This is a genomic window from Microlunatus capsulatus, from assembly GCF_017876495.1.
GTDB classification, from domain to species: domain Bacteria; phylum Actinomycetota; class Actinomycetes; order Propionibacteriales; family Propionibacteriaceae; genus Microlunatus; species Microlunatus capsulatus.
The window spans coordinates 2927603-2943695 of record NZ_JAGIOB010000001.1; the positions used below are offsets into that span (position 1 = coordinate 2927603).

The following is a 16093-nucleotide window of genomic DNA, read 5'->3' on the forward strand; positions in this document are numbered from 1 at the left end:
GCCGCGATCCCCGGTGCGGCTCAGTCGACGCGGTCGTCGTAGGCGGCGTCGGCCAGCCGGAGCAGGCCGTCGCGGATGGTGCGGGCGCGGCTCTCGCCGACGCCCTCGACCGCCTGCAGCTCGGTGGAGGTGGCCCCGAAGAGGGCCTGCAGCGAGCCGAAGTGCTCGATCAGCCGGGCGCCCAGGCCGACGGGCAGCCGGTTGATCTGGGCCACCTGCCGGTAGCCGCGGGCCGAGACCCGGGTGTCCAGGTGGTTCTGCCCTCCGAAGCCGAGCGCCCGGGCCACGGCCAGCGGGTCCAGCAGCTCTGACAGGTCCAGTCCGGCGAGCGAGGCGAAGGAGAAGCCGGCGTCGCCGTCGGGCCGGTAGTCGCGCTCCAGCAGCTCGCGGAGGTCGTCCAGCCCGGCGCTGAGCTCGTAGAGCTGCAGGGCGAGCAGCCGGCCGTCGGTGCCCAGCTCGACGACGTAGCCGTCCAGCTCGGCGTTGAGCCGGCGCACCATCTCCAGCCGCTGGGCGACGAGGGCGACGTCGGAGACCGTCACCTGGTCCTGCACCTCCAGCGAGGACAGCCGCGCCGTCACCTCCGACACCCGGGCGCGGTAGCGCTCCAGGGTCTGCAGCGCCTGGTTGGCCCGGGACAGGATGGCGTCGGACTGCTCGAAGACGTGCCGGTGGCTGTCGATGAACAGCGAGATGGTCGACATCGACGCCGAGACCGAGACGACCGGGAGCCCCGACTGGCGCGCGACCCGGTCGGCGGTGCGGTGCCGGGTGCCGGTCTCGACGGTGCTGATGGCGGCGTCGGGCATCAGCTGGACGCCGGCGCTGACGATCCGGTCGGACTCGAGGTCCAGCACGATGGCGCCGTCCATCTTGGCCAGCTCGCGCAGCGCGGTGGGGCTGAAGGGGACGTCGAGGGCGAAGCCGCCCGTGGAGACGGCGTCGGTGACGGCGTTGCGGCCCAGGACCACGAGGGCGCCGGTGCGGCCGCGCAGGATCCGCTCGAAGCCGTCCCGCAGCGGGGTGCCGGGAGCCATCCGTGCCAGGTGCTCGAAGAGACCGCTCCGCTGGTCCGCGCCCGCCATCTCCCCCACCTCCGTCGACCTGCGGCACCATCCTAGGGGCGCGGGCTCACCCGACGTCCGCGCTGGGGGCGCTCCCGGACCCGCGCCGGGGCAGCAGCCCGACGGCGTCGAGCGCCTGCTGCAGGGTCGCGGCGGCGTGCACCCGCAGGCCGTGCTGCACTGACGGCATCCGGTCACGGGCCTGGCCCCTCTCGGCCGGGACGACCGCCTCGGTGAAGCCGAGCCGGGCGGCCTCGGCCAGCCGCCGGTCGGTGCCGGGCACCCGGCGCAGCTCGCCGGCCAGCCCGACCTCGCCCAGGGCCACCACGCCGTGCGGGATGGTGGTGCCCGTCGCGGCCGAGGCGATGGCCAGGGCCGCCGCCAGGTCGGCCGAGGGGTCCGCGACCTTCGCGCCGCCGACGGTGGAGACGTAGACGTCGCGGTCGTACAGCTTCACCCGGCAGCGGCGCTCCAGCACGGCGAGCACCATGGCGATCCGGCCGGTGTCGACCCCGTGCATGGTGCGCCGGGCCTGGGGCAGCGGGGACGGCGCGACGAGGGCCTGCAGCTCGGCCAGCAGCGGCCGGCGGCCCTCCATCGTCACCGCGACGCAGGTGCCGGGCACGGGCTCGGCGTGCCGGGAGGTGAACAGCCCGGACGGGTCGGGGACCTCGACGATGCCCTGCTCGCCCATCTCGAAGCAGCCGACCTCGTCGGCCGGGCCGAAGCGGTTCTTGGTGGCCCGGACCATCCGGAAGCCGGAGTGCCGGTCGCCCTCGAAGGCCAGCACGACGTCGACCAGGTGCTCCAGCAGGCGGGGCCCGGCGATGGCGCCGTCCTTGGTGACGTGGCCGACGATGATGACGGCCATCCCGCGACGCTTGGCCACCCGGACCAGCGCGCCGGTCACCTCGCGGACCTGCGTCACCCCGCCGGGGGAGCCGTCGGCCTCGGCGGTGCCGACCGTCTGCACCGAGTCGAGGACCATCAGCGACGGCGCGACCTCCTCGATGTGGCCCAGCACGGTGCCCAGGTCGGTCTCGGCCGCCAGGTAGAGCTCGTCGGCGAGGGCGTCGGTCCGGCCGGCCCGCAGCCGCACCTGGGCCGCGGACTCCTCGCCGCTGACGTAGAGGGTGCGCCGGCCGGCCTTGGCCCAGCGGGCCGCGACCTCCAGCAGCAGCGTGGACTTGCCGACGCCCGGCTCGCCCGCCAGCAGCAGGACGGCGCCGGGCACGACGCCGGCGCCCAGCACCCGGTCCAGCTCGCCGACGCCGGTGAGCGTGCGGGTGGCCGCGTCGGCGCTCACCTGGCTGATCGGCACGGCCTTGGCCACCGGCACCGAGGAGCGCACCGAGGCCAGCTTGGGAGCGCCCTGCTCGACGACGCTGCCCCAGGTCAGGCACTCGTTGCAGCGGCCCACCCACTTGGCCGAGGTCCAGCCGCACTCGGTGCAGGTGAACGCCGGACGCGTCGTCGTCTTCGCCATGGCTGCACCGTAGGCGGAGCCACCGACAGTTCTGGCCGGGCCGCGCCGTGACCCGGGTGCGGGCGGTGGGTCAGGGCCGGGGGAGCCCTGCCGCGACCTCGAGCACCCGCGCGTTGGCGGCGTCCTCGCCGACGGTGACCCGCACCCCGTCGCCGGGCTCGCCCGCCGCGTAGGGCCGGACGACGACCCCGCCGGCGGCGAAGGCCTCGCCGTAGGCGGTGGTGAGCGGCCCGGCGGGCAGCCAGACGAAGTTGCCCTGGGCGTCGGGCACGTCGAAGCCGAGCCCGCGCAGTCCGTCGCGCAGGCCGGTCCGCGCCCCGACGAGCGCCTCGACCCGGGCCTGCAGCGCCGGCTCGGCCTCCAGGCTGGCCAGCACGGCCGCCTGCGCGGCCACCGAGATGCCGAAGGGCAGCGACACCGCTCGGACGGCGGCGGCCAGCGCCGGCTCGGCCACGCAGTAGCCCACCCGGAAGCCCGCCAGCCCGTAGGCCTTGGAGAACGTCCGCAGCACGGCGACGCCCGGCCGGTCGCGCAGCACCTCCAGCCCGCGGACGGCGGCCGGGTCGTCGACGAACTCGACGTAGGCCTCGTCGACCATCACCAGCACGTCCTCGGGGACCGCGTCGAGGAAGCGCAGCAGCGCGTCGTGCGGGATAGCCGGACCGGTGGGGTTGTTGGGCGTGCAGAGCATGACGACGCGGGTGGCCGGGGTGATGGCCGCGTGCAGGGCGTCGAGGTCGTGCTCCGCGCCCGGGCCCAGCGGCACCCGGACGGGCGTGGCCCCGGTGATCTGCACCGCGATCGGGTAGGCCTCGAAGCTGCGCCAGGCGAAGACGACCTCGTCGCCGGGCTCGCAGACGGCGGCCAGCAGGTGGTAGAGGACGGCGACCGAGCCGGTGCCGAAGGCCAGCGACTCCGGGGCGACCCCCAGCCGGGCGCCGACCGCGGCGGCCATCGCGGTGTTGGCCAGGTCGGGGTAGCGGTTCATGCCCGCCACCGCGGCCTCGGTGGCCGCCAGCACGCCCGGCAGCGGCGGGTAGGGGTTCTCGTTGCTCGACAGCTTGTAGGCCGGTCCGGTCGAGCCCGCGGGGGCCGGTCGGCCCGGCTTGTAGGCGGGCAGGGCGGCGACGGCGGGACGGATGCGGACCGGCATGACCCCATCCTGACAGCGCGAGCCCGGCAGGCCGGCGTCGTCCCCGGACGCCGGACGGCCGTGCGCGGCGCCCCCTGGGGACCGGCCGCCGGTCCTAGGCTGGCCCCGTGCCCCTGATCCCGCGCCCCGACGCCCCGACCGCCCGCACCCCGCGCACCGGCGGCTCCTGGTGAGCGCCGCCCCGGGCCTGGTCGCGGTGGAGCGCGGCCGGCCGCGCTCGGTCCTCGTCGTGGTGACGGTGCTGGTCGCGCTGGCGGTCGACCTGCTCATCTTCGCGGTCGGCCGGCTGGCCGGCGGGAGCTACCGTTTCACCGCGGGCGACGCGCCCGCCGAGGTGGACGCCCTGACCGTCGCCGGCTTCACCGTGGTCCCGCTCGCGATCGGGCTCACCCTGGCCGCGGTGCTGTCCCGGCGGTGGCCGAAGGTGCTCCTGGTGGCGCTGGTGGTCGCCCCGGTGCTGGCGCTGGTCAGCGTCCCGCTGCTGACCCTGCCCGCCGACTTCGACGGCACCAGCACCGTCGCGCTGGCGCTCTGCCACGTGGCCCTGGCCGTCATCGCCGTCCTGGCCCTGCTGCGGCTCCGCCGGCTGGACCCGCACCGCCCGGTCTGAGCGAGCGCCCCCGCCGTCGCCGGGAGGCGCTAGATCCGCACCTCGCCGCGCGGCGTGCTGAACAGGGCTGCCACCAGGCCGGGCTGGCCGTTCGGCGCGATCCAGTCGATGTCGACGTCGTGCAGGATCGTGTCCGAGCGCCCGCCGAGCCAGTCGTCCACCCGCTCGCGGTCGCCGGCGATCTCGAGCCGGAGCAGCTCGACCTCGCGACCGCCGTGCGAGGGGTGCACGGCCGGGTCGCTGCGCCAGCGGACGAAGAAGGGCAGCTGCGGGTCGGACTGCAGGCCCTTGATGCCGAGCTGCTGCCACTCCAGGCGGGTGCCGTCGGCGAGCACGCGGTGGCCCTCGACGGCGGCGCGGCCCAGCCGCTCCTCCACGGGGGCGATGTCGTCGACGGAGACGACCCAGCCGAGCCAGCCGCCGCCGTCCTCGGACCGGGCGCGGACGGCCTGGCCGAAGGGGGCCTTGTCGGCGGCGGGGTGGTCGAGGACCTCGACGACCTCGAGGTACTGGCCGTCGGTCATGGGCAGGATCTTGTTGCGGGTGCCGAACCGCGGGTGGAAGCCGCCCTCGTGGAACGGCGTCCCCAGCAGGGCGCTGAGCCGCTGCGTCGTCGCGTCGAGGCCTTCGGGCCCGGCGGCGAACGACAGGTGATCGAGATGCATGGGCCTCATCATGGCCTCATCCGCTGACAGTCACGCATCCGGCCCGTTCACCCGGCCCGCGCCGGCCGGGTGCCGCAGCAGGTCGCTGCGGCGCTCGTCGAAGTCGTCGCAGCAGGCCACCAGCAGGTCGTAGGCGGGCCCGCCCATCAGCGCGAGGAGCTCGTCGCGGCACGAGCGGTAGACCGGTTCGCGGCCGACGTGGGCCTCGGTGTTGGAGGTGCAGTACCAGTCCAGGTCGTGCCCGCCGGGCCCCCACCCGTCGCGCCCGTACTCCCCGATGGACACCTCGGTGTAGGTGGTGTCGTCGGTCCGGGTGACGGTGCGGTACTGGCGCCGGATGGGCAGCTGCCAGCAGACGTCCGGCTTGGTCTCGGTGATCGGTCGCCCCTCGTCCAGGGCCAGCTTGTGCAGCGCGCAGCCAGCCCCGGCGGCCGACCCGGGCCGGTTGAGGAAGATGCAGGCCCCGTCGACGACCCGGGTCTTGCGGCCCGGGACGTCGCCCTCGGCCACCGACTCCTCGCCCTCCAGCTCGACCCAGCCCTCGGCGCCGGCGCGCGGCTGCAGCTGCCAGACCTCCGGCGTCAGCCGGGCGACGGCGGCGGCCACCCGGGCCTCGTCCTCGGCGTCGGCGAAGTGCGCGCCGAGGGTGCAGCAGCCGTCGTCGGGCCGGTCGGCGTAGATGCCCCGGCAACCGTCGCCGAAGACGCAGGTCCAGCGCGACGTCAGCCAGGTCAGGTCGCAGTGGAACACCTGGTCGGGGTCGGCCGGGTCGGGCAGGTCGACGAAGGCGCGGGGAAAACCGATCAGCACCTCGGGCACGGGCACGAGCGTAGGCGCTGGGCGGCGGTCGGGGACCGGCGCCGACCGGCCGGTGGACGAGCCCGCCGTGCCGCCCCGGCGATCGGTCGCGCGCACTACGCTGGGTGCGTGCCGAATGACGTCGCGCCCCCCGCGGGCCCCTCCGGGGAGCAGGTGAGGGTGCCGTCGGCGAAGATCGGCCTCTCCACCTCCTCGGTCTACCCCGAGACCACCGCCAGCGGCTTCGAGCTGGCGCGCCGGCTCGGCTACGACGGCGTCGAGGTGATGGTGGGCATCGACCCCGTCGCCGCCGACATCGACGCCGTGGAGAAGCTCCGCGACTACCACGGCATCCCGGTGCTGGCCATCCACGCGCCCTGCCTGCTGATCACCCAGCGGGTGTGGGGCACCGACCCGTGGGCCAAGCTCGAGCGCTCCGCCGAGGCCGCCCGGCGCCTCGACGCCGACGTCGTCGTCGTGCACCCGCCCTTCCGCTGGCAGCGCGAGTACGCCCGGAACTTCGTCGACGGCGTCCGCCGGCTCACCGAGAGCACCGGCATCCTCTTCTGCGTCGAGAACATGTACCCCTGGCGCACCCCGGCCGGCGAGCTCAAGGCCTACGTGCCGGGCTGGGACCCGACCGAGCTGGACTACGCCGACCTCACCCTCGACTTCTCCCACGCCTCCACGGCCGGCCAGCAGTCGCTGGACCTCGCCCGCTCCTGGGGCGACCGGTTGCGGCACGTGCACCTGACCGACGGCAGCGGCTCGGTCAAGGACGAGCACCTGGTGCCCGGCCGCGGCGACCAGCACGCCGGCGCGGTGCTGGAGCACCTCGCCGAGCAGAACTTCTCGGGCCACGTCGTCCTGGAGCTCAACTCGCGGAAGAACCCGACGCGGGCCAGCCGCGAGGAGGACCTGGCCGAGTCGCTGGCCTTCGCCCGGCTGCACCTGGCCGCGCCGGCCCAGCCGTCCTTCGCCACCGACGGCGGCGGGACGACCGAGAGCCTCTAGCCGGCGGCAGGCTCGTCGGCCACGACGGCCGCGAGCCGCTCCGGCTCGCGCCAGACCCAGCCGGGCCCGGCGTCCACGGCCACCAGCGCGCCCGCGGGCAGCGCGGCGGCCAGCCGGTGCGCCGCCAGCCGGTCCAGCGGGTCGTGCCGGCCCCAGGCCACCCGAGCCGGGACGCGCACCCGGGCGGCGTCGGCGCGTGCGTCCTGGGGTCGGACGAGGTCGAGGGTCCGCAGCAGCGTGCGCTCGTCGGCGTGCAGGCGCTGCAGGACCGGCACCGGCAGCAGGTCGGCCACGCCGCGGTGAACGGAGCGGACGAGCCGGCGCCCCGAGGGTGCCCGACCCGTCGCCAGCACCAGCCCGGCGACGCGGTCCGGCGCCACCGCGGCCAGCCGGAGACCCAGCAGAGCCCCTGCTCCCACCCCGCAGACGACGACCGGCGCCGACGCGTCGAGCCCGGCGCGGACGGTGGCCGCGGGTCCGGCCAGCGGGTCGGCGGCGGCGGGGTCGACGCCCCACCGGGGGACGGCGACGGGCCCGTGCTCCGCGAGCGCCGTCCGCAGGGCGTCGACGCCGGCCGGCGGCGCCGACGCGCTGGTCAGCAGGAGGACGGCGGGTCCGGCCGCCGTCACAGCCAGCTCACGTGCGGGGCGACGAGCGCGTAGCCCACGAACGCCACGACGTCGAGCAGGGTGTGCGCGACGACGAGCGGGCCGACCCGTCGCCAGCGGAGGTAGACCAGCCCCAGCAGCACACCCATCAGCAGGTTGCCGACGAAGCCGCCGAAGCCCTGGTAGAGGTGGTAGGAGCCGCGGATGCCGGCGCTGACCAGCAGCACCACCCACGGCTGCCAGTGCAGCTGGCGGAACCGGGTGAAGAGGAAGCCGATCATGACGACCTCCTCCAGCGCCGCGTTCTGGAAGGCCGAGAGCACGAGCACGGGGATCGTCCACCAGGCGCCGGCCAGGGCCGAGGCCTGGACGTCGGTGTTGAGGCCCAGCGCGCGCGCCCCGAGGTAGAGGCCGAGGCCCGGGATGCCGATGGCCGCGGCCAGGGCGACGCCGGCGGCCAGGTCGAAGCGCGGCCGCCGCAGGTCGAAGCCGATGAGGGCTCCGGCCGGCCGGTCGGTGAGGTCCAGCAGGTACAGCACTAGCAGCACCGGCACGAAGGCGAAGGTGATGTTCGCCAGCTGGTAGGCGAGGTCGAGCCAGGGCCGGTCGGGCGTCGTCGAGGCGTTGAGGGTGGACGTCTGCGCCGAGAGCGGCACGTCGCGGGTCAGCCGCTCGACGATCCGGAGCACCGAGTAGACGGCCGACTGCCCCAGCGAGAGCGCCAGCACGAGCGCCACCTCGAGGCCGATCCGCGTCCGGTCCACCGTCGCCACCGCGGGCTGCGCGCTCACGGGACCATCCTGCCCCGCCCAACGGGGCACTCCAGCGGGTCCGGACCGGAGGATGTGTCGTCCAGCGCCTCGGGGGAGGCTTGCAGCAGCAAGATCCGCGGTGTGGAAGTCGGCGGCCGGGCGGACGGGGAGGTCTTAGGCTGGGCGCATGCGCGTAGGTGTGTTCGGAGCGACCGGTCAGGTCGGCGGAGTGATGCGGACCCTGCTGGCGGAGCGCGGCTTCCCGGTCACCGAGCTGAGGTTCTTCGCCTCCGCCCGGTCCGCGGGCCGCTCGCTGACCTGGCAGGACCGCGAGATCGTCGTCGAGGACACCGACACGGCCGACTTCTCGGGCCTGGACCTGGCCCTGTTCTCCAACGGCAAGACCGCCTCCAAGGCCACGGCGCCCAAGGTCGCGGCCGCCGGCGCGCTGGTCATCGACAACTCCTCGGCCTGGCGGATGGACCCGGACGTGCCGCTGGTCGTCGCCGAGGTCAACGGCGAGGACGCGCTGCGCCCGGCCAAGGGCATCATCGCCAACCCGAACTGCACGACGATGGCGGCCATGCCCGTGCTCGCCCCGCTGCACCGCGAGGCCCGGCTGACCCGGCTGCAGGTGGCCACCTACCAGGCCGTCTCGGGCTCCGGCGGCGTCGGCGTCGCCGAGCTCGACGGCCAGGTCCGCGCCGTGGCCGACCGGGCCGCCGGCCTCGCCTTCCGCGGCGACGCCGTCACGTTCCCGGCCCCGCAGACCTACGTCAAGACGATCGCCTACAACGTGCTGCCGCTGGCCGGCTCCGTCGTCGACGACGGCTCGGGCGAGACCGACGAGGAGCAGAAGCTCCGCAACGAGTCGCGCAAGATCCTGCACGCGCCCGACCTGCTGGTCGCGGGCACCTGCGTCCGGGTGCCCGTCTTCACCGGCCACTCGCTGGCGATCCACGCCGAGTTCGCCGAGGACCTCAGCCCCGAGCGCGCCACCGAGCTGCTGGCCGGTGCCCCCGGCGTCGCGCTGATGGATGTGCCGACCCCGCTGGACGCCGCCGGGGCCGACCCGAGCTTCGTCGGCCGGATCCGCGCCGACCAGTCCGCGCCGGCCGGCAAGGGCCTCGTGCTGTTCATCTCCAACGACAACCTCCGCAAGGGGGCGGCGCTCAACGCCGTGCAGATCGCCGAGCTGCTCGCCGGGCGCCTCGTCGCGGACCAGGCCTGAGGACGTGACGGCCAGCGGGGCCGCCGTCGACGACGGGGTCGAGGTGCCCGGTGGCGGGCTGCGGCTCGCCGTCCTGGGCGCGGGCGTGATGGGGGAGACGGTGCTGTCCGGGCTGGTCCGGGCGGGCTGGTCGCCCGACCGGATCATCGCCACCGACCGCCGCCCCCAGCGCCAGCTGGAGCTGAGCGCGCGCTACGGCATCGCGGTGCTGGAGAACCCCGAGGCGGCCGCGGCCGTCGACACCGTCGTCCTCGTCGTCAAGCCCCAGGACATGGGCGACCTGCTGGCCGAGATCGCGCCCGCCCTCCGGCCGGGCACCCTCGTCGTCTCGTTGGCCGCGGGCGTGGACACCGCCTCGATCGAGGCCGCGCTGCCGGCCGGCACCCCCGTCGTCCGGGTCATGCCCAACACCCCCGCCCAGGTCGACGAGGGGATGGCGGCGATCTCGCCCGGCTCGGCCAGCACGGACGAGCACCTGCAGCGCGTCACCGAGATCCTCTCCGCGACCGGCCGCGTCGTGGCCCTGCCCGAGCGGTACCAGGACGCCGTCACCGCCATCTCGGGCTCGGGGCCCGCGTACCTCTTCTTCGTCGTCGAGGCCATGATCGAGGGCGGCGTGCACCTGGGCCTGCCGCGCGACACCGCCACCGAGCTGGTCGTGCAGACGATGCTGGGCTCGGCCAAGCTGCTCCGCGAGACCGGTGAGCACCCGACGGTGCTGCGCGAGCGCGTCACCTCACCCGGCGGCACGACCGCCGCGGCCATCCGCCAGCTGGAGGACCACAAGGTGCGGGCCGCGTTCCTCAGCGCCATCGAGGCCGCCCGCGACCGCAGCCGCGACCTCGCTCAGGCCGCCCGCCAGCCGGAGGTCCGCCCGTGAGGGGTCGGATGGTGCACAGCGAGGCGCTGGGCCGCTACGACTTCGGCAGCGACCACCCCATGGCTCCCGGCCGGGTCCGCAACACCGTCGAGCTCGCCCGCCAGCTGGGCGTCCTGGACCGGCTGGACGTCGTCGAGCCGCCGCCCGCCGACCTGGAGCTGTTGGCGCGGGTGCACGACCCGGCCTACATCGCCGCCGTGCAGCGGGGGCTGCCCGACCCCGAGTTCGGGCTCGGCACCACCGACAACCCGGTCTTCGAGGGCATGCACGAGATCTCCGCGCTGGTGACCTCGGCGACGGTCGAGGCCGCCCGCAGCGTCTGGTCCGGCGAGGCGCTGCGCGCCACCAACATCAGCGGCGGGCTGCACCACGCCATGCCGCGCTCGACGAGCGGGTTCTGCGTCTACAACGACATCGCCGTGGCGATCCAGTGGCTGCTGGAGGCCGGCTGCGAGCGCGTGGCCTACGTCGACGTCGACGTGCACCACGGCGACGGCGTGCAGGCGATCTTCTACGACGACCCGCGGGTGATGACCGTCAGCCTGCACGAGACCCCCGCCTGCCTGTTCCCGGGGACCGGCTTCCCCGACGAGATCGGCGGGCCCGGCGCGGAGGGGACGGCGGTCAACGTCGCGCTGCCGCCCGGGACCACGGACGCCGGCTGGCTGCGGGCCTTCCACGCCGTCGTGCCCGACGTCCTCGAGGCGTTCCGGCCGACCGTCCTCGTCACCCAGCACGGCTGCGACTCCCACGAGCACGACCCGCTGGCCGACCTCGACCTGTCCCTGGACGGGCAGCGCGCCTCCTACCTGGCCCTGGCCGAGCTGGCCGACCGGCTCTGCGGGGGCCGCTGGGTCTCCACCGGTGGCGGCGGATACGCGCTGCTGCACGTGGTGCCCCGGGCCTGGACCCACCTGCTGGCCATCGTCAGCGGCGAACCCGTGCCGCCGGCCACCCCCACCCCGCAGGCCTGGCGCGACGCGATCGGGCCCTGGGCCCCGACGTCGATGTCGGACGGGGCGGACGCCGCGTGGACGTCGTTCGAGGAGGGCGTGAACCCGGAGAGCCGGGTCGACCAGGCCGTCCTCGCCACCCGCCGGGCGGTCTACCCCGAGCTCGGTCTCGACCCGGGCCTCTGACCCGGGGCCTCGCGGCGGCGAAGTGTCCGTCGGGATCGGGTCGGGGTCAACTTCTTCCGCGGCGTGTCGTCCTGTGAGTCGGAACTCGCACTATCGCTGGCGTCCCTCCAACCACTAGCCTCACTGCAGTACCCGACGCCGAGCGCTGCGCGGAGCGGGCCCGACAGAGATGGGTGAGGCATGACGAACGAGTCCCAGCCCGGGGGAGTCACCCCGATCGGAGGCGACCTGACCGGGGTGCGCTTCCTCACCGTGGCCGAGGTCGCGGCCCTGATGCGCGTGTCCAAGATGTCGGTCTACCGGCTGATCCACAACGGCGACCTCGAGGCCGTCCGCTTCGGCCGCAGCTTCCGGGTCCCGGAGAAGGCGGTCCACGCCTACCTGCGGGACGCCTTCTTCGAGACCGGCTAGGAGCTGTGGCGAGTTCGGGGTCGTACTCGACCCCGAACTCACCACACCACGCGACGGCACCCCCGGCAGCGGTCGGGGACCCCGGCCCAACCGCGGGTCGCGAGGACGTGCCCCACCTGCTGGGCCACCTCGCAGCTCAGCTCGGCGACGTCGTGCCAGCCGTAGCGGAGCGTCAGCAGCGAGCGCACGGCGAAGTCGTTGTCCCGCCGGAAGTCGCGGAACCGGCCCTCGCCCGTGTGGCCGAGCCTGCCGTCCAGCTCGACGAGCACTCCGTAGTCGTCATAGCCGACGTCGCTGCGGTGCCTGAGCCCGCCCCGGTAGCGGTTGCGGCGGCCCGTGGGCAGCCCGTGCGCCCGCTCGACGTCACGCAGGTAGCGCAGCTCCAGCGGTGACTCCAGCCCTTCGGTGACATCGTTCAGCAGCTCGGTGAGGAGCCGGCGCCGCGGGTGGACCCGGCGGTCGGCCAGAGCCCGGAGCAGTTCGTCGGCGCTGGTGAGCCGCAGCCGCGCGGCGCGGGTGACGACGTCCACCACCTCGCCCTCGCCTCGCACCGCGCACAGGTCCAGGACGGTGTCGGCCGCGGTGAGGCGCGGCGGCGACCCGACCGAGCGGGGCGAACGGACGTCCGGCCGCTCGCGCCGGAAGGCCCAGGGGCCTCGCACCGTGGGACGGCTCGGGAGCGGGCAGAGGACGTCGACGACGTCGGGAGGCTGGGGTGAGATCTCCCAGAGGTGCCCCGAGGCCTCGGGTCCGAGCCGCGCCTCGTCACCCGCAGCGAGGACGCCAGCCCAGGCCCACGCGCGCCAAGGTGGCGCGGCAGCGCTGGTGAGCAGCAGCCCGCGAGCGAGGCGCTGCCACTGCTGCTGGGCGCAGAGCCGCTTGACCACCGTCGGGGTGACGCCGTGGCCGACGGCCTGCTCGAGGGTGAGGACGCCGTCCTGCAGGGCGGCGAGCCGCAGGAGGCCGTCGGAGATCCGGGTCCGGGGTTGCATGACGGCACCCTCCGGACGCGCCCCACCACCAGCACACGGCGAGCGAGCCTTGTGCACGCCCGCAGGCCGGATCCTGTGGAGACTTCGGGGTCGACTTCGACCCCGAAGTCCCCACAGACTCAGCCGAGGTCCTCGAAGACCAGCGTCAGCTGGTGGGCGCCGGGCCAGAGGGCGTGCTGCGGGAGCACGTCCGGGCCGCAGGCCCGGCTCCCGACGCCGTGCACGGCGGCGTCGACGAACAGGTGGGTCCGGTCGCTAGCGGGGAGCTCGTGCGGGTGCGGGGCCCGGTCGACCTGCTGCGGCGTGTGCCGGCTCAGGGTGAAGCCGGGCAGCCGGCCGGCGGTGTCGGTCGCGGTGCGCAGCCGCAGGGCCACGCCGTCGGGCCCGGACAGCTCGAGGTGCCGCAGGTCCGAGCGGTGCCCGGTCTCCTGGGGCCGCGAGTAGGGCACCGACAGCTCGTCGAGGCCGGCGTCGAAGCGGCCGACGCGGGCCGCGGTCCGGGTGTCGGGGTAGGACTCGGCCGGACCGGTGCCGAACCAGGCCGCCCGCTCCACCGTCGCGGGCAGGTCGAGGCGGACGCCGACCCGGGGCCACGTGCAGTCCCAGCCCGTCGAGGGGACGACGTCGACGAAGCAGCCCAGGCCGCCGTCGACCCGCTGCCAGCGGGTCCGGACCTCCACCGACAGCCCGCTGTTCGCGGTGCCGACCCGCACGGTGCTGACGACCGACGTCTCGTCCGCCCGCAGGTCCAGCAGCCGGTGCACCAGCCGGTCGAGACCGCGGGCGCGCCAGCGCTGCTCCGACGACGGGCCGGCCTCGCCGGTGCCGTAGGGCGTCTCCTCGGGCGTGGCCATCTCGTAGGAGCCGAAGCTCGCGCCCCGGTCGTTGTCGGTCGGCGCCCGCCACAGCTCCAGGCGGGGGCCGTCGACGTCGAGGCCGTGCAGCCGGGTGAGCCGGCCGGTCCGCGGGTCGAAGGTCGCCGGGCCCAGCGTCAGCGGCGCGGCCGACGTCACCAGGGCCGGCAGGGCCGCCGGCCGGGGGAGGACGGGCCGGACGGCGGTGCGCACGGGCCGGGCGGCCTGCACCCGGCCGAGCACGTGGCCCGCCGGGGCCCACGGCTGGTCGTCCGCCAGCTCGACGCGGACGTCCCACCAGCCGCCGTCGGCGCCGTCGACCAGCGCGTCAGGCAGGGCCACGGAGGCCGACGCCCCGGGCGCCAGCACCGGCACGTCGAGGACGGTCTCCTCGCCGAGCGACCCGTCCTCGGCCGAGACGACGGCGGCGACCACGCGCAGGTGGGCGGTGTCGGCGGTGTGGTACCGGTTGCGGACGCCCAGCACCGGGCCGGCCAGCGTCAGGACGACCGGCGTGTGCACGGCCGCGAACTCCGCCACCGAGGGGGTCGGGGTGTCGTCGGGCAGCAGCATGCCGTCCATCACGAAGTTGCCGTCGTGCACGACCTCGCCGAAGTCGCCGCCGTAGCCGTAGAAGGGCGTCCCGTCGGCGGCGCGGGTGGCCAGGCCGTGGTCGCGCCACTCCCAGACGAAGCCGCCGTGCACCCGCGGGTACCGCTCGGCCAGCGCGTCGTACTCGGCGATCGCGCCCGGTCCGTTCCCCATCGCGTGCACGTACTCGCACATGAGGAAGGGCTTCGAGCGGACCCGCTCGGCCTCGGCGGGACCGGTGTGCCGGACGGGGCCGACGCCGCTGCCGATCGCCTCCAGCTCGACCAGCGCCGGGTACATCCGGGAGTAGACGTCGGTGTACTGGCCCGTGTAGTCGCCCTCGTAGTGCACGGGGCGGCCGGGGTCGCGCCGGTGCACCCACTGGGCCATGGCGGCCAGGTTGCGCCCGGTGCCGGCCTCGTTGCCCAGCGACCAGATCACGACGCAGGGGTGGTTCTTGTCCCGCTCGACGGTCCGCTCGATGCGGTCCAGGTAGGCCGCCGTCCAGCGGGGGTCGTCGGACGGGTTGTCCCGCCAGCCCTGGAACTCGAAGCCGTGCGTCTCCAGGTCGCACTCGTCGATGACCCAGAAGCCGAGCTCGTCGGCCAGGTCCAGCACCCGCGGGTGCGGCGGGTAGTGGCTGGTGCGGATCGCGTTCACGTTGGCGCGCTTCATGGTGACCATGTCGGCGCGGGCGTGCTCCTCGTCGAAGACGCGGCCCCGGACCGGGTGGGTCTCGTGCCGGTTGACGCCGCGGAAGGTGACGGGCGCCCCGTTGACGAGGAACCGGTCGCCCTCGACGCGCACCTCGCGGAAGCCGACGCGGACCGTCACCGTCTCCCCGGACGAGGCGACCTCGACGGTGTAGAGGCGGGGCGTCTCGGCGGTCCAGGCCTGCACCTCCCCGACCTCGAACGCCGCCAGCGCGGCCGCGTCGGCGAAGACCTGCTCGACGCCCAGCTCGGGCACCCGGACCCTCACCGGCCAGGCGGCCGGACCGGCCTGCAGCACGGGGAGCAGCGTGCCGCGGAACCCGGCGCCCTCGGCGTCGGCCACCAGGCCGGGCTGCAGCCAGACGTCGTCCAGCGCGCCGACCGGGCGGCCCAGCAGCGTGACGCTGCGGAAGATGCCGGGCAGCCACCACTGGTCCTGGTCCTCGAGGTAGCTCGCCGCCGACCACTGCGAGACGCGGACGAGCAGCTCGTTCTCCCCGGGTCGCAGGGCCGCGGTGACGTCGAACTCGCTGACCAGCCGGCTGCCCGTGGAGACGCCGACCTCCGTGCCGTTCAGCCACACCTGGTGGACCGACTCGACGCCGTCGAAGCGCAGCAGCACCCGCTCCACGTCCCAGCCGGGGTGGTCGAAGGCGCGGCGGTGGTCGGCGGTGGGGTTCTCGTCGGGCACGAACGGCGGCTCGACGGGGAAGGGGTACTGGACGTTCGTGTAGATGGGCCGGCCGCGCCCCGCGTCGACGGGGACGCCGTCGGGACCGAGCACCCAGTGCGACGGCACCGTGACGGTGCCCCAGCCGCCGTCGGCCGCGGGGGGCTCCGCCAGCCCACGGTGGCTGGGGTGCAGCCGGAACTGCCACTCCCCGTCCAGGCTCAGCGACGGCGCGTCGCTGGGCAGCCAGGCGCGGGGGGTGCTGCGCGAACCGGATCCGGGGCTGACGTCCTCGACATGGTGGGCCACGGGCGCCGACGCTACCGCCCGGGGTGCCGCCGGCGCCCGTCCCGGCCGCCGGTTCGCGCGGGGTCCGCCGCGCCGGGTAGCATGCCAGGGTTGTCCGGCGGCAGACCGGACGTGTTCGTAACAGCCCGAGGCCGACGGCGTCTCGGTAGTCGA

At 75.2% G+C, this 16093-nt stretch carries 15 protein-coding genes; 6 read left to right on the top strand and 9 right to left on the bottom strand.

All coding sequences use genetic code 11. The annotated features are described in order from the left end of the window. Window positions 1–20: 20 nt before the first annotated feature. The 3 genes from disA to JOF54_RS13510 all read right to left on the bottom strand — a co-directional run bounded on the left by disA (window position 21) and on the right by JOF54_RS13510 (window position 3703). Window positions 21–1085 (bottom strand): DNA integrity scanning diadenylate cyclase DisA, encoded by a 1065-nt coding sequence (disA, locus tag JOF54_RS13500; RefSeq protein WP_210056687.1) that lies wholly within the window; start codon window positions 1083–1085, stop codon window positions 21–23. A 46-nt stretch (window positions 1086–1131) separates the two neighbouring features. Continuing rightward, window positions 1132–2550: a DNA repair protein RadA gene (gene radA / locus JOF54_RS13505; RefSeq protein WP_210056697.1), complete on the bottom strand. Its 1419-nt coding sequence runs from the start codon at window positions 2548–2550 to the stop codon at window positions 1132–1134. A gap of 70 nt (window positions 2551–2620) precedes the next feature. Continuing rightward, window positions 2621–3703: a histidinol-phosphate transaminase gene (locus JOF54_RS13510; protein WP_210056699.1), complete on the bottom strand. Its 1083-nt coding sequence runs from the start codon at window positions 3701–3703 to the stop codon at window positions 2621–2623. Between the two features lie 169 nt (window positions 3704–3872). On the opposite strand from JOF54_RS13510, the gene JOF54_RS13515 reads away from it, so the two are divergent. Beyond that, on the top strand, window positions 3873–4313 hold the full coding sequence (locus tag JOF54_RS13515; protein ID WP_210056701.1) for a DUF6069 family protein: 441 nt from the start codon (window positions 3873–3875) through the stop codon (window positions 4311–4313). A 29-nt stretch (window positions 4314–4342) separates the two neighbouring features. On the opposite strand, the gene JOF54_RS13520 is transcribed toward JOF54_RS13515, so the two are convergent. Then, complete coding sequence (locus tag JOF54_RS13520; protein ID WP_210056704.1) at window positions 4343–4978, bottom strand: VOC family protein; 636 nt, start codon at window positions 4976–4978, stop codon at window positions 4343–4345. A gap of 30 nt (window positions 4979–5008) precedes the next feature. Beyond that, a complete protein-coding gene (locus tag JOF54_RS13525) occupies window positions 5009–5797 on the bottom strand; it encodes a DUF3109 family protein (RefSeq protein ID WP_210056706.1) in 789 nt (262 codons plus the stop codon). A gap of 108 nt (window positions 5798–5905) precedes the next feature. On the opposite strand from JOF54_RS13525, the gene JOF54_RS13530 reads away from it, so the two are divergent. Beyond that, window positions 5906–6790 carry a sugar phosphate isomerase/epimerase family protein gene (locus JOF54_RS13530; protein WP_307804154.1) on the top strand — a complete coding sequence of 295 codons (885 nt, stop codon included), beginning with the start codon at window positions 5906–5908 and terminating at the stop codon, window positions 6788–6790. Here JOF54_RS13530 and JOF54_RS13535 read toward each other — a convergent pair. Next, window positions 6787–7419, bottom strand: a complete 633-nt coding sequence (locus JOF54_RS13535) for an alpha/beta fold hydrolase (RefSeq protein WP_210056708.1) — start codon at window positions 7417–7419, stop codon at window positions 6787–6789. The genes JOF54_RS13530 and JOF54_RS13535 overlap by 4 nt on opposite strands. Beyond that, window positions 7416–8189 (bottom strand): CPBP family intramembrane glutamic endopeptidase, encoded by a 774-nt coding sequence (locus JOF54_RS13540; protein ID WP_372443492.1) that lies wholly within the window; start codon window positions 8187–8189, stop codon window positions 7416–7418. The genes JOF54_RS13535 and JOF54_RS13540 overlap by 4 nt, the downstream gene beginning before the upstream one ends. 148 nt (window positions 8190–8337) lie before the next feature. Here JOF54_RS13540 and JOF54_RS13545 point away from each other — a divergent pair, with 148 nt between their 5' ends. The 4 genes from JOF54_RS13545 to JOF54_RS13560 all read left to right on the top strand — a co-directional run bounded on the left by JOF54_RS13545 (window position 8338) and on the right by JOF54_RS13560 (window position 11811). After that, window positions 8338–9381: an aspartate-semialdehyde dehydrogenase gene (locus JOF54_RS13545; RefSeq protein WP_210056717.1), complete on the top strand. Its 1044-nt coding sequence runs from the start codon at window positions 8338–8340 to the stop codon at window positions 9379–9381. Between the two features lie 4 nt (window positions 9382–9385). Further along, window positions 9386–10261 (top strand): pyrroline-5-carboxylate reductase, encoded by an 876-nt coding sequence (gene proC, locus JOF54_RS13550; protein WP_307804155.1) that lies wholly within the window; start codon window positions 9386–9388, stop codon window positions 10259–10261. Between the two features lie 8 nt (window positions 10262–10269). Further along, window positions 10270–11400 (top strand): acetoin utilization protein AcuC, encoded by a 1131-nt coding sequence (locus JOF54_RS13555; protein ID WP_210056719.1) that lies wholly within the window; start codon window positions 10270–10272, stop codon window positions 11398–11400. A gap of 180 nt (window positions 11401–11580) precedes the next feature. Then, window positions 11581–11811: a helix-turn-helix domain-containing protein gene (locus JOF54_RS13560; RefSeq protein WP_091409474.1), complete on the top strand. Its 231-nt coding sequence runs from the start codon at window positions 11581–11583 to the stop codon at window positions 11809–11811. Between the two features lie 38 nt (window positions 11812–11849). On the opposite strand, the gene JOF54_RS13565 is transcribed toward JOF54_RS13560, so the two are convergent. After that, window positions 11850–12803, bottom strand: a complete 954-nt coding sequence (locus JOF54_RS13565) for a type IV toxin-antitoxin system AbiEi family antitoxin domain-containing protein (RefSeq protein ID WP_210056720.1) — start codon at window positions 12801–12803, stop codon at window positions 11850–11852. A gap of 119 nt (window positions 12804–12922) precedes the next feature. Next, window positions 12923–15940 (bottom strand): glycoside hydrolase family 2 TIM barrel-domain containing protein, encoded by a 3018-nt coding sequence (locus JOF54_RS13570; RefSeq protein ID WP_210056722.1) that lies wholly within the window; start codon window positions 15938–15940, stop codon window positions 12923–12925. Window positions 15941–16093 lie beyond the last annotated feature (153 nt).